The 12,378-nt window shown below is 41.1% G+C and carries 15 protein-coding genes; all 15 read right to left on the bottom strand.

The window, feature by feature from the left end; all coding sequences use genetic code 11:
* Nucleotides 1-43 precede the first annotated feature (43 nt).
* The 15 genes from QWZ08_RS02885 to QWZ08_RS02815 all read right to left on the bottom strand — a co-directional run bounded on the left by QWZ08_RS02885 (nt 44) and on the right by QWZ08_RS02815 (nt 12,299).
* Complete coding sequence (locus QWZ08_RS02885; protein ID WP_290335698.1) at nt 44-550, bottom strand: NADH-quinone oxidoreductase subunit J family protein; 507 nt, start codon at nt 548-550, stop codon at nt 44-46.
* A 28-nt stretch (nt 551-578) separates the two neighbouring features.
* The gene (locus QWZ08_RS02880; protein ID WP_290335697.1) at nt 579-1,124 is read right to left on the bottom strand and encodes a NuoI/complex I 23 kDa subunit family protein; all 546 of its coding nucleotides are present in this window, start codon (nt 1,122-1,124) and stop codon (nt 579-581) included.
* A gap of 63 nt (nt 1,125-1,187) precedes the next feature.
* Nucleotides 1,188-2,243: an NADH-quinone oxidoreductase subunit NuoH gene (nuoH, locus tag QWZ08_RS02875; RefSeq protein ID WP_290335695.1), complete on the bottom strand. Its 1,056-nt coding sequence runs from the start codon at nt 2,241-2,243 to the stop codon at nt 1,188-1,190.
* Nucleotides 2,244-2,350: 107 nt separating this feature from the next.
* Nucleotides 2,351-3,478 carry an NADH-quinone oxidoreductase subunit G gene (locus QWZ08_RS02870; RefSeq protein WP_290335694.1) on the bottom strand — a complete coding sequence of 376 codons (1,128 nt, stop codon included), beginning with the start codon at nt 3,476-3,478 and terminating at the stop codon, nt 2,351-2,353.
* Nucleotides 3,479-3,501: 23 nt separating this feature from the next.
* Nucleotides 3,502-4,857, bottom strand: coding sequence for an NADH-quinone oxidoreductase subunit NuoF (nuoF, locus tag QWZ08_RS02865; RefSeq protein ID WP_290335693.1), 1,356 nt, complete (start codon nt 4,855-4,857; stop codon nt 3,502-3,504).
* A 45-nt stretch (nt 4,858-4,902) separates the two neighbouring features.
* Complete coding sequence (locus QWZ08_RS02860) at nt 4,903-5,304, bottom strand: nuclear transport factor 2 family protein (protein WP_290335692.1); 402 nt, start codon at nt 5,302-5,304, stop codon at nt 4,903-4,905.
* Nucleotides 5,305-5,354: 50 nt separating this feature from the next.
* On the bottom strand, nt 5,355-5,768 hold the full coding sequence (locus QWZ08_RS02855; protein ID WP_290335691.1) for a VOC family protein: 414 nt from the start codon (nt 5,766-5,768) through the stop codon (nt 5,355-5,357).
* A gap of 17 nt (nt 5,769-5,785) precedes the next feature.
* Nucleotides 5,786-6,289 carry an NADH-quinone oxidoreductase subunit NuoE family protein gene (locus tag QWZ08_RS02850; protein ID WP_290335690.1) on the bottom strand — a complete coding sequence of 168 codons (504 nt, stop codon included), beginning with the start codon at nt 6,287-6,289 and terminating at the stop codon, nt 5,786-5,788.
* 28 nt (nt 6,290-6,317) lie between these two features.
* Nucleotides 6,318-7,538 (bottom strand): NADH-quinone oxidoreductase subunit D, encoded by a 1,221-nt coding sequence (locus QWZ08_RS02845; protein WP_290335689.1) that lies wholly within the window; start codon nt 7,536-7,538, stop codon nt 6,318-6,320.
* 55 nt (nt 7,539-7,593) lie between these two features.
* Nucleotides 7,594-8,100, bottom strand: a complete 507-nt coding sequence (locus QWZ08_RS02840) for an NADH-quinone oxidoreductase subunit C (protein WP_290335687.1) — start codon at nt 8,098-8,100, stop codon at nt 7,594-7,596.
* Nucleotides 8,101-8,163: 63 nt separating this feature from the next.
* Nucleotides 8,164-8,724: an NADH-quinone oxidoreductase subunit B gene (locus QWZ08_RS02835; RefSeq protein ID WP_290335686.1), complete on the bottom strand. Its 561-nt coding sequence runs from the start codon at nt 8,722-8,724 to the stop codon at nt 8,164-8,166.
* A 112-nt stretch (nt 8,725-8,836) separates the two neighbouring features.
* Nucleotides 8,837-9,232, bottom strand: coding sequence for an NADH-quinone oxidoreductase subunit A (locus QWZ08_RS02830; RefSeq protein ID WP_290335685.1), 396 nt, complete (start codon nt 9,230-9,232; stop codon nt 8,837-8,839).
* A gap of 104 nt (nt 9,233-9,336) precedes the next feature.
* Nucleotides 9,337-11,010 (bottom strand): tetratricopeptide repeat protein, encoded by a 1,674-nt coding sequence (locus tag QWZ08_RS02825; RefSeq protein WP_290335684.1) that lies wholly within the window; start codon nt 11,008-11,010, stop codon nt 9,337-9,339.
* 75 nt (nt 11,011-11,085) lie between these two features.
* Nucleotides 11,086-12,042 (bottom strand): PstS family phosphate ABC transporter substrate-binding protein, encoded by a 957-nt coding sequence (locus QWZ08_RS02820; RefSeq protein ID WP_290335683.1) that lies wholly within the window; start codon nt 12,040-12,042, stop codon nt 11,086-11,088.
* The gene (locus QWZ08_RS02815; protein WP_290335682.1) at nt 12,042-12,299 is read right to left on the bottom strand and encodes a hypothetical protein; all 258 of its coding nucleotides are present in this window, start codon (nt 12,297-12,299) and stop codon (nt 12,042-12,044) included. The genes QWZ08_RS02820 and QWZ08_RS02815 overlap by 1 nt, the downstream gene beginning before the upstream one ends.
* Nucleotides 12,300-12,378 lie beyond the last annotated feature (79 nt).

Below are 12,378 nucleotides of genomic sequence, written 5' to 3'. Positions count from 1 at the left end.
CGATGCAACGGGTTTAAAATATTGTTGTTGTATTAGTTCTTATCTAGGCTTCTTTTTTTGAAATTACCACCGCACCAATCATTGCACTTAAAAATAACACACTGCTTATTTCAAAGGGAAACACATAATCTGTAAATAATAATTTTCCTAAATTCTCAATCAAACCACCCGTGCCATTATTAGTTTCCATTAAGTGACGTCCCTGCGCACTTTGTTTTAAAGCTGCTACCAGCACCAGCATCAGACTTGCCCCGGCAATTGTACCTCCATATAAAATATATTTATTTTTTTGCGGTGGTGCAGACTCTTCATTTAAGTTCATCAGCATTACCACAAATAAAAACAGCACCATAATGGCGCCGGCATAAACAATGATATTTACAATGGCTAAAAACTGGGCATTCAGCAAAATATAATGGCCGGAAATTGCAAAAAATGTAATGATCAAAAATAAAATACTGTGCACCGGGCTTTTACTGGCAACTACCATAATGGCACCGCCTACAGCCACTGCACTTAACAACCAAAATAAAATCTGTGTAATGCTCATTCTTTATAATTAACCTTTTTACAAACTACTATTTAACCGCAACTCTGCCACCTTTTGCTTTTGCATATGCTTCCGGTTCTGTTACGGGGTTTGGTATCAGCAAATCTTCCTTACCATAAATAAATCCCTTACGCTGAAAATTAGCCGGAGCAAAAGTTTCACTTAAATAAATCGCATCTTTCGGACAAGCCTCTTCGCACAATCCACAAAAAATACAACGCAGCATGTTGATTTCATACCTGGCCGCATATTTTTCTTCGCGGTATAAATTTTCTTCGCCGGCTTTTCTTTCTGCAGCTTCCATTGTTATGGCTTCCGCAGGACACGCTACTGCACATAAACCGCAGGCTGTACAATTTTCTCTTCCGGCCTCATCCCTGTTTAAAATGTGTAAACCCCTGAACACAGGACTGAATGGTCTCGTCTTTTCAGGATAGCTGATGGTGGGTGCCTTTTTAAACATATGGCCAAACGTAATAGACATGCCTTTGAAAATAGCAGGCAGATAAGCACGCTCCAACAATGTCATTGGCTTTCGATCTACCGTTTTGGCTCTGTTTGTTAATGCTTGCATATATTTCGTATTTACGGCAACACAAAAAGTTGCGCAAAGATATTTTAATGTTTAGTAATGCTGCTATTTTGTTGTAAAATATAAAATAACCGCTCCTGTAGCCAGCATGTTGAACAATGCCAGCGGTAATAAAACCTTCCAACCTAAATTCATCAACTGGTCATAGCGAAACCGCGGGATGGTCCATCTTACCCACATAAACAAAAACACAAAGAAAAATGCCTTGAATAAAAACATAAAAATGTGTGCTACCGCCATCCAGTTCTGCCCTATTTTTTCAACCATGTGACCATCATTCAAAAATGGAATATCATAGCCGCCAAAAAACAAACTCACCATTACCGAGCTGCTTACAAACATGTTGATGTATTCTGCAAAAAGATAAAAGCCGAGTTTCATAGAAGAATATTCTGTATGGTATCCGCCGATCAGTTCATTCTCTGCTTCGGCCAAGTCAAACGGGGTACGGTTACATTCAGCAAACACACAAATCAGGAAAATTAAAAAACCCAGCGGTTGTTTGATCACATTCCAAACGCCGTCCATTTGCCCAACTACCATTAACCTAAGGCTAAGCGTTCCTGTTATCATCAGCAAAGCTATCAGCGCAATGCCCATGGCCAGTTCGTAACTGATAATTTGCGAAGCGGCTCTTAAACCACCCATTAAAGAAAACTTGTTGTTACTGGCCCAGCTACCAATCATAATACCATACACACCCATACTCACTACACCAAAAACATATAAAATACCAATATTGATGTCAGCAATCTGCAAATGAATTTCGCGGCCAAACAGGGTTACTGTATCGCCCCAGGGAATTACTGCACTCGTCATCATAGCTGTTAGCATGGCTAAGCTCGGACCAAGAATAAATAAAAATTTGGATGAAAAATTGGGGATGATTTCTTCTTTAAAAAACAATTTTAATCCATCTGCCAAAGGTTGTAATATACCAAAAGGACCAGCACGGTTGGGGCCAATCCTGTCCTGCATTACTGCTGCCACTTTACGTTCTGCAAAAGTAGCGTACATGGCAATTACCAGCGATGACATTACCACTACAATAATCAAAACCAGTTTCTCAATAATTAAAGGCAAATCAATGGATAATAACATAGCTGTTGTATAAATATTTTTTTGTCGTCCTTAGTTCCTCTTTGGTACATCGTTGTGTCACTCACTTGTACATTCAAAGCACTGTGCATCCCTTTCAATTCGCCGGTTTACTTACCCTCATTAAAAGTATCCGAATGTGCCGGGCCGTTTATTTCACTTAAATGAACTGTTGGTTTATTTACTTCACTCTCTGTGTGAATATCCATCAGCAATCTCGGGCTTCGTCCGCCCAATACTTCCTGTATGGTTTCCTTTGGCATCACCAGCCCTTCATATTTTCCCTGCGAAATTACAGAATGACGGTTGATCTTCGTAACGCCTTCAATCACCCAATCAGTTGTCTTCTTTTTATCAAAACGGCAGGTATTGCAAATCCAGCCTGGCTTTCCATCATAGCTTTGCACCTCGCCCCACTGGTCTTTACGGGCAGTAACCCTGAACACTTCATCTCCTCTCAACCACAACGTAGTTTTGCCGCAGCACTTTGGATTTTCACAATCGCGGTGGGCATCCACTGGCTTGGTAAACCAAACCCTGTTTTTAAACCGGAAAGTTTTATCAGTTAATGCGCCAACCGGGCAAACATCAATCATATTGCCACTAAAATCATTGTCAATAGCTTTTGAAATGTAGGTGGATATTTCAGCATGTTCACCCCTGTCTAATATACCGTGCACACGTTTATCCGTCAACTGATCCGCCACATAAGTGCAGCGATAGCAAAGAATACAACGAGTCATATGCAGCTGGATATAAGGCCCGATATCTTCCTTTTCAAAAGTGCGTCTTTTAAACTCATAGCGGGTTCCTTCTTTACCATGTTCATAGCCAAGATCCTGCAAATGGCACTCACCAGCCTGGTCGCAAATAGGGCAATCCAGCGGATGGTTTAGTAATAAAAATTCTACCACGCCAGCCCTTGCATCTTTTACTTTATCGCTGGTGATATTTTTTACAATCATGCCATCCATTACGGTGGTACGGCAACTGGCTACCAGCTTCGGCATAGGACGCGGATCTGCGGTTGAACCTGCAGCTACCTCCACCAAACAGGTACGGCATTTTCCGCCACTGCCCTGCAGCTTGCTGTAATAGCACATAGCGGGAGGTGTAACATCGCCGCCAATAGTACGGGCGGCGTTTAATATTGTAGTACCGGGAGTTACCTCGATGGTGATGTTATCAATAGTGACTTTAAAATTCGCCGGTGGTTCTTTTTTTATTTCGTCAGCCATATTTTTAAATAAATGCTTTTATATTAAGCGGTAACAGGTACATGAATCGGATCCGCGTAATGACGCAAACCGAAATTTTCAGTCAGGCATTTTTCAGGATTCAGTACATGCCATTCGAACTCATCCCTGAAATGACGGATCGCTGCCGCTACCGGCCAGGCTGCTGCATCTCCCAACGGGCAAATGGTGTTTCCTTCTATTTTTCGTTGAATGTCCCAAAGCAAATCGATGTCTTTCATTTCACCTTTTCCGCTATCAATTTTCTTTAATATTCTTTCCATCCAGCCGGTTCCTTCACGGCACGGGCTGCATTGGCCACAGCTTTCATGATGATAGAACCTTGCCAGCGTCATGGTATTCTTTACCACGCACTGGTCTTCATCCAGCACAATAAATCCACCGCTACCCATCATACTACCTGTGGCAAAACCGCCATCACTCAGGCTTTCGTAGTTCATCAGTCGCTTCTCGCCTTTGGCTGTTGTGAGTAATAAATTAGCAGGCAGAATAGGAACAGAAGAGCCGCCAGGAATGCAGGCTTTTAATTTTTTACCATTGGGTATACCTCCACAATATTCATCACTAAAAATAAAATCTTCTACAGAGATGGTCATGTCAATTTCGTACACACCAGGTTTGTTGATGTTACCGCAGGCAGAAATTAATTTTGTACCTGTTGATTTTCCAACACCAATTTTTGCATATTCTTCGCCACCTTCATTTATAATCGGTACCACGGCTGCTATCGTCTCTACATTGTTTACAACGGTTGGTCTTTCCCAAAGGCCTTTTATTGCTGGGAAAGGAGGTTTGATTCTTGGGTTGCCCCTTTTACCTTCCAGGCTTTCAATCAGGGCTGTTTCTTCTCCGCAGATATAAGCACCAGCGCCACGTTGCACATAAATCTCACAATCGAAACCGGTGCCCAAAATATTTTTACCGAGGAAGCCATTTGCTTTTGCTTCGTCAATTGCTTTTTCCAGGATATCGGGAATCCAGGCATATTCGCCGCGGATGTAGATATAACTCACGTTGCTGCCCAAAGCGAAAGATGAGACTACCATTCCCTCAATCAGCAAATGGGGAATAAATTCCATTAGATACCTGTCTTTAAAAGTGCCGGGTTCGCTTTCATCCGCATTTACCACCAGGTGCCTTGGCACACCTTCCGGCTTTGCAATAAAACTCCACTTCATCCCGGTAGGAAAACCAGCACCACCCCTGCCGCGCAAACCGCTTTTCTTCACTTCCTCCACAATTTCTGCCGGGGCCATTTTCAAGGCCTTTTCAACACTGCGGTAGCCGCCTTCACGGCGGTATACTTCGAAGCTTGTGATGCCAGGAACATTTGCCTTATCTAATAATAATTTTCTTGCCATAGCCCATTCCCCTTCAGGAGATTTGTTTATGATTGATTTATTGCTTTACTGAAATCTGATTCCCTGCCTTGAAAATAAAACCCAGCGCTTACTTTTCTTAATCCACACTTCCAGCACCCGTAGCCTGAAATTACTTGCAGCGCCTTTTAATGTTGCCTTATAGTCACCCAGGAAACGCACATTTGCCATATTGCCATTCATGGTGATGCTAATACTATCTTCCTTTATATCCTGGTAACTGATATACCCGCTTTCCAGGTCCTTTATCAAATCAGCTTTTGTTTGTATCCATCCGTTGCTGTGTCCGTAACTCAACGCCTTGTCTGTTTGTTGGTTAATGGCAACAGTGTTTTTATTGACCAATGCCAGGTGGAATTCTTTCAGAGTTGCAGTTAATTTTTCTTCATCGCCAATTTGTGAAAATCCGGAGAAGCAACTGGTGAACAACAATATGGTTAATAAAAATTTCAGTGTTTTAATTTATAACTTACCCGCTTTTATTTTTGTTCTTTATCATGATTAAACATCCAGTTAATCCCAAATTGATCTGTCAGCATTCCAAATCTTGCACCCCAAAAAGTATCCTGCAATTCCATTGTTATATTGGCCCCTTCGCTTAATGCTGCAAAAGTTTTATCAATAGATGCCGGGTCTTTAAAATTCAGGGAAAGACTGATATTGCTTCCGTTAGTAACTGCCATTTCCGGAGGACAATCACTTACCATCAGTGTCAACTGATCTGCCTGGAAAGCAGCATGCATAATTTTATTTTTCATGGCATCTGATGAAGGCATGGGCGATTCTCCAAATTTTTGCTGGTGCAAAATTTTACCATCCAGCGCCTTTTCATAAAATGCCAATGCCTCTGCAGCATTGCCATTAAAATTCAGGTATGGTACTATTGCTTCCATGAAGATTTATTTTATAATCAATTATTGATAGCCGCCTTTTGCCTGCACTCTTCAACAATTGCATCTACTTTTTCCTTTGTCAGGTGTTCCCTGTAGGTTTTACCCAATTGCATCATTGGCGCATAACCACACGCTCCCAAACATTCCACCGTTTTTAAAGTGAACAACCCGTCTGCAGTTGTTTCGCCAACACCAATATGCAGTTTTGATTTTATATAGTCGATGATGTTGTCACTGCCATTCACCATGCAGGGCCCCGTTTGGCAAACTTCAAATAAATATTTTCCTACCGGCTTTAAATTATACATGCTGTAAAAGCTGGCGACTTCGTACACTTCAATCGGTTCTATCTGCAGCAGGGTTGCTACGTAATCCATCACAGGCGTGTCCAGCCAGCCACCGAACGTATCCTGGGCCAGGTGCAGTACAGGCAACAGGGCACTTTTTTGTTTGCCTTCAGGATAGCGCTTTATTATCTCGCTTATCTTGTCTAACTTCTCTTGTGAAAAATGCACATTCATAATTGCTAATTCTTAATTCATAATTATTTTACGCATCCAATTCGCCGGCAATTAAATTTAAACTGCTCATGGTAATTACCGCATCACTTAACATACCGCCTTTTACCAACTCTTCAAATGCCTGGTAATAGATAAAACATGGTCTGCGGAAATGGAGCCTGTAAGGTGTTCTGCCTCCGTCGCTGATGAGGTAAAAACCAAGTTCGCCGTTGGCGCCTTCAACTGAACTGTAGAGCTCGCCAACAGGAATATCTGTTTCACCCATAATTATTTTAAAATGATAGATCAGCGCTTCCATTTTGGTATACACGTCCTTCTTCTCCGGCAGGTAATAAGCTGGTGTATCTGCATGAAATACCTCTGCTTCCGTACCCTTAAATTCTTTTACTTTATTATAAGCCTGTTGTATTAAACTGATACTTTGCCACATCTCATCATTACGCACTAAAAAACGATCGTAACAATCACCAGTTTTTCCTACAGGAATGGTAAACTCAAAATCTTCGTAAGAGCTGTAGGGCGTATGCACCCTGACATCATAATCAACCCCCGCTGCCCTTAAGTTGGGGCCTGTAAATCCGTAGTTCAAAGCACGTTCAGCACTGATAGGGCCGCAACCAATGGTGCGCTCCATAAAGATGCGGTTACGGTTAAACAGCTTTTCAAACTCCTTTAACTGCACGGGATATTCGGCTAAAAATTTCTCTAATTTTTCAAATGCGGTATTGGTGAAATTTCTTTCAAAACCGCCTATACGGCCGATATTGGTTGTAAGCCTTGATCCGCAAACTTCTTCATAAATTTCATAAATCAATTCCCGGTATTGCATCAGGTATAAAAATCCCGAAAAAGCGCCACTGTCAACACCTACAATAGAATTACAAATCAGGTGATCTGCGATTCTTGCCAGTTCCATGATAATGATGCGGAGATAATCCACCCGCTTTGGCAATGTTACTCCCAGCAATCTTTCGCAGGTAATATGCCAGCCCATATTGTTAATGGGAGAAGAGCAATAGTTTAACCTGTCGGTAAGCGGTGTGATCTGGTAAAGCGGTCTGCGCTCAGCCAATTTTTCAAACGCCCGGTGTATATAACCTACAGTTGAAACAGATTTTAAAATACGTTCTCCATCCAGCTCCAGTATGTTTTGAAATACGCCATGCGTGGCAGGGTGAGTAGGCCCAAGGTTAAGTGTGGTCGTTAATTTTTCAATACTTCCTTCCGGTAATAAAATGTGATCGCTCATACCCTGACCCAAACGGGCTTTTATTTTAATTTACAATTGTCGTTACTAAATTCAACTATCCTCTGCCAAACATTTCATCATCCTTATCAATACGAGTTTGGTCTTCCAGTGGAAATTCTTTTCTCATTGGAAAATAATCCATTTCATCCACGTTTAATATTCTTCTTAAATTAGGATGACCTTTAAAATTAACGCCGAAGAAATCATATGTTTCCCGTTCCATAAAATTGGCGGAAGCATATAATGCAGTTGCACTGTACACGTCAGGCGTATTGATATCTGTAAACACTTTCAGGCGCAAACGGATGTTATAAGTAAGGTTATGAAGATGATATACTACTGCCAGTTCTGCCCCCTTATTGGCTGGATAATGCACCGCCTGCAAATCTGTTAAAAACTGAAATTTTAATTCAGGATCGTCGAATAAAAACTGTAGTATTTTTAAGTTAAGGTCTTTAGGGGCGGTAAAGGTTAGCATGCCATAAGGTTGTACCCAATCTCTTAGCTCTTCACCAAATTTATCTGTAAGTTTTTGCTGTATCAGTTCGTTTGTTAAGGACATGTAGCTTTTAGCTTAGACATTTATTGTAATTACCGGGGCCAAAGCTTGCCGGCAGTTGATAGTTTATTGTATTCCGTAACTTTCCAACAGGTCTTTGTATTTTTCACTGGTTCTTCTGCGCAAACTTTCCTGGCCAATCAGTTCCTGTATTTTTAAAAAGCCATCCAATATTGCTTCCGGCCTTGGCGGACATCCCGGCACATATACATCTACGGGTATAATTTGATCAATGCCTTGCAACACAGAGTACGTATCAAAAATCCCACCACTGCAGGCACAGGCTCCCACTGATAAAACCCAGCGGGGTTCGGCCATCTGCAGGTATACCTGGCGTAAAACAGGCCCCATTTTTTTTGAGATAGTGCCCATTACCATTAATAAATCGCACTGACGTGGAGAGAAGCTCATGCGCTCAGCGCCAAACCTGGCTATATCGTAATGACTGGCGGCTGTTGCCATAAATTCAATACCACAGCAAGAGGTAGCAAAAGGTAAAGGCCAGATAGAATTTTTGCGTGCAAGACCAACTACTTTCTCGAGCGAGGTAGCCATAAAACCATCCCCCATCATGCCTTCGGGAGGTTCAACTGTTTTAAGTTTTGCATTATATTGTACAGGACGCATAATCTTAATTTGAAAATTTAAAAGTTGCTCAATATAAAAATTGATGCCTGAAAAAGTAAACAATAAACGGGGAACAATGTTGCCATCTCCCAATCAAAATCTTTACACATTATTAATCTTCCCAATCCAGTGCTCCTTTTTTTATGATATAAATAAACCCTGCAATAAACAATCCTACAAACATCACTACTGCTCCAAAACCACTCCACCCCAAAGCCCTGAAATTAACCGCGTAAGGATAAAAAAAGATGACTTCCACATCAAATAACACAAACAGAATGGCTACCAAAAAATATTTAATGGCCATCGGCTGACGGGCATTTCCCTGTATTTCGATTCCACTTTCAAAATTTTGAAGCTTATCAGAAGTATGTCTTTTAGGACCAAAAAAATGTGTTAAGCCCATCATTGTAGCAATAAAGCCGATGGCAAACACTAATTGCAGCACAATCGGAAAATAATTACCCGCATTGTTAACTGCATTGGCTTGAAGAATAAAAAATTGCATATGGCAAAAATAAGGCAGCAGGAGCAAAAAACAATCTAAGCATTTAAAAAGAAAATCCCCCGTCAGCAAAATGACAGGGGATTCTATAATTTATAGTAATTATTCTAATTTTTTTTTGCTGGCTTAGCAGGTTTCGCCGGCGTTTTGGGCGGTGCTGCAGGCCTTGCCGGTTTCTGAAGGGCTTCTTTGTTACTTGCAGCTTCAGCGTCTGCCGGATCAAGAGATAAAATCTTATCACAGTACTCAATTGCTTTTGCATTGTCCTTTTTTACATTGGCGTAATACGCTACAAAGTATTTGTAACTGCCAATTACCTGTGGCTTATACTTAACACTATCCACCATGCCTACAGAAATTGTTTTTTCGAAGTCTGCATTTGCTAATGCCTGCGCCATAGTTGAATCAATACCCCATTTAGACTTTGCAGCCATATAATATCCAAACGCATCATCCGGATATTTTTGACTGTACTGGTTAAACACATTTATTGCTGCATCGTAACTTGCTACCCGGAAGTAATTAAAACCTGCGTTGTATAAATCCACCTTACCCGGAGCACGTTTTACTGAAATAACCTTACTGTACCAGTCCGCTGCTTCTTTATATTTTTTCTGAGCTTCATAGCTGGCTGCCATAGATTTGAGGTAATTTACCTTGTTTGTTTCCAGGGTATCCAGGGCTACGGCTTTGTCTACATATTTGCCGGCAATAGAATCATTCCCGGGAAATTTCAACAGAACAGATGCATAGGTAGAATAGTCTCCCATTCCAATGATGCTGGTGTCGGCTGCCTGGAAATATTTTTCAAAAGAAGCTTTTGCGTTAACTGAATCTTTTAATTTATTGTAAGCGTATGCTTTAATACCAAATAATTTAGGATATGGAGCAGGATCGCTGCCGATACATTCATCTGCTTTTTTTAAAGCGTCGGCAAACAATGCCTGTGCATATAAAATAGAAGCCCTTAAATAACAATTTTTGGGGTTGTCATCAGTATTGGCAAGAAATTTATCCAGGTATTGTGCAGACTTCGGAACATCTGTGGTATAATATAAATTGTACAAATTTTCGTAAACAGGTGCATAAGCCGGATCTTTCGCTATAGCTTCATTATAATACTTCATATAAATCTCTTCCTGATTTGCTCCCTGTGTTTGGTAAATTTTACCAATCCGGTAAGATGCCCGGGCATACTTTGGATTTAACGCCAGTGCCGCTTCGTAGGCAATCTGTGCCTGGCCGCCATCGCCGGTTTTTTTGTATGCATCGCCCAGGTTAACATACACATCCGGGTCATTCATCTTTTTAACAGCGGTAGCGATTTTTAATTTGTCAATAGCATAGGCAGCATCTCCATCTTTCGCATTCACATTGGCAAACCCCACGGCGTTTAACACCGGTACACTCTTACTCTGGGAAAGGCTGATGGCTGTTTCAAAATGATTCCTTGCATCCTGATCTTTGCCCTCAAGTAATTCAATGTGGCCAATGCCTGCAAGCAGCAACGGGCTGTTACTGTTGGCGAGTAAAGTTTTTTGATATAACGCTTTTGCGTCAGCTACGTCCTTTGCTGTTTTATCATCCGGCATTATCATGGTCTGCCCAAGCCAGTAGACAGCGTCAACATCATTGGGATTGGCGGCAACCAGCTTTTCAAAAGCAGCCTTAGCACTTTTGTATTTTTCGTAATACAATAAGGTTTTACCCTGATCAATCGTCTGTGCTTTTAAATTGACCGAAAGCATCAAAACAGCTAAAAGCAGCACTCCAGATTTCATTTTTTTCATTTGCGTTACAATTAAAACTTTACAATGATAATTAATTTTATACCTAATTGCCAAAAACCTTCTGTATTATTTTACTAATTTTTCATTAATCTTCACGCTCCTTATACCGAAGCCAATTTTGCTCGAACCAAGATAGGCTCTTTTAAAAATAAGCTGTCCCCTTTCAAATCGCATAAAATTAACAAACCCCATACCAAGCCCGTTGTGATTTTCCTTTAATACATAATACAACCCTCTTATCAACGGGTAACGCTTTGTCAGGATACCCATTTGATTAGGCTTGACATAAGGTGAATCTTCACATTGATCACACCTTACGTACGCAATTTTTACCTTCTTTAACAGGTTCAGTTGCGCTGTGTCTTCGGGGTTTCCAATCCAACTGATGCCGACAAGCCCGATTGCGTTTACATCTGAAGCCACATAATTTAATACCTCCTGGCTGCTTCTAACGGCCTTTACAACACCAGTATCAAATACTTTGCCTTTTAGTATACTGTCGATTGCGAAGCGTACCGTGCTGGTAGCGCTGAGGCCATCAAATATTACCTGTTGCCTTTTACCCAATTTGCCCGCAAGCTGCTCCTGTAAACGTTTTACGGAAAAAAAAGTATCCGTGTTATTGGCATTTACCACTACTGCTACCGCATCTGTTGCTATCCTGTCGTACTGCGGCACATATCCCAGTGTATCGGCAAAATATTGCTCTTCTTTGCTGCTCAGCCCCCGCGTAACTATTACCAGCCTGGTAGCCGAATCGTTCAATATATCTTTCAGGCACTCCGCCTCCGGCTTATACTGCACATTAATAGTTGTATTGGGATAGGCAGATTCGAACACTTTGACCTCCTCATCAATCACCGGTTTAAATGATTCATCCACACTGATGTTAATCTTTCCAGAAATTGGGGTATCAAGCAATACTTTACTTTTCTTAGGCTGGCGGCAACCTTGTGCGGATAGTATGATACAAAGCAAAACGCACCAGGCTATGGCCGCCAGTTTAGATATTGTTACCGTCATTAGTTTACAAAATAGTTTTTTTTATATCCCCGGTAAATCCGGAAAGCACCATAGACCCAGCAAACAACCGCAAAAATTTTAATCATAGTTGGATCATACTGATCAATAAAATGGGCGGTATATCGGGTGGGGAACATAAAAAAGAAACCTGCCAGCAGCATAAAGGCACCCATACCGTAATTAGTGATGGAACGCATCCTGATCATCCCTTTTTGCCTTTCTGATAAAGGTTCGTTCTCAAATTCTTCCAGTGCCATAATTTATTAATAATTAGCAAGTTTTTAAATAAGTTATCAAAAAGGGCCGGAAGGGCAAATTACAAAATTAATAAGGATA

Origin of the sequence: Ferruginibacter paludis, from assembly GCF_030409685.1 — a bacterium.
Classification (GTDB): domain Bacteria; phylum Bacteroidota; class Bacteroidia; order Chitinophagales; family Chitinophagaceae; genus Ferruginibacter; species Ferruginibacter paludis.
This window is presented reverse-complemented; position numbering and strand designations above follow the sequence as displayed.

Excerpts from the sequence above, each read along its gene's own strand:
- nuoF (WP_290335693.1), bottom strand. The coding sequence starts at position 4,857 with ATGGCAAGAAAATTATTATTAGATAAGGCAAATGTTCCTGGCATCACA.
- QWZ08_RS02830 (WP_290335685.1), bottom strand. The coding sequence starts at position 9,232 with ATGCAATTTTTTATTCTTCAAGCCAATGCAGTTAACAATGCGGGTAAT.
- QWZ08_RS02850 (WP_290335690.1), bottom strand. The coding sequence starts at position 6,289 with ATGAATGTGCATTTTTCACAAGAGAAGTTAGACAAGATAAGCGAGATA.
- QWZ08_RS02820 (WP_290335683.1), bottom strand. The coding sequence starts at position 12,042 with ATGACGGTAACAATATCTAAACTGGCGGCCATAGCCTGGTGCGTTTTG.
- QWZ08_RS02885 (WP_290335698.1), bottom strand. The coding sequence starts at position 550 with ATGAGCATTACACAGATTTTATTTTGGTTGTTAAGTGCAGTGGCTGTA.
- QWZ08_RS02870 (WP_290335694.1), bottom strand. The coding sequence starts at position 3,478 with ATGGCTGACGAAATAAAAAAAGAACCACCGGCGAATTTTAAAGTCACT.
- QWZ08_RS02825 (WP_290335684.1), bottom strand. The coding sequence starts at position 11,010 with ATGAAATCTGGAGTGCTGCTTTTAGCTGTTTTGATGCTTTCGGTCAAT.
- nuoH (WP_290335695.1), bottom strand. The coding sequence starts at position 2,243 with ATGTTATTATCCATTGATTTGCCTTTAATTATTGAGAAACTGGTTTTG.
- QWZ08_RS02840 (WP_290335687.1), bottom strand. The coding sequence starts at position 8,100 with ATGTCCTTAACAAACGAACTGATACAGCAAAAACTTACAGATAAATTT.
- QWZ08_RS02835 (WP_290335686.1), bottom strand. The coding sequence starts at position 8,724 with ATGCGTCCTGTACAATATAATGCAAAACTTAAAACAGTTGAACCTCCC.
- QWZ08_RS02815 (WP_290335682.1), bottom strand. The coding sequence starts at position 12,299 with ATGGCACTGGAAGAATTTGAGAACGAACCTTTATCAGAAAGGCAAAAA.
- QWZ08_RS02845 (WP_290335689.1), bottom strand. The coding sequence starts at position 7,538 with ATGAGCGATCACATTTTATTACCGGAAGGAAGTATTGAAAAATTAACG.
- QWZ08_RS02880 (WP_290335697.1), bottom strand. The coding sequence starts at position 1,124 with ATGCAAGCATTAACAAACAGAGCCAAAACGGTAGATCGAAAGCCAATG.
- QWZ08_RS02855 (WP_290335691.1), bottom strand. The coding sequence starts at position 5,768 with ATGGAAGCAATAGTACCATACCTGAATTTTAATGGCAATGCTGCAGAG.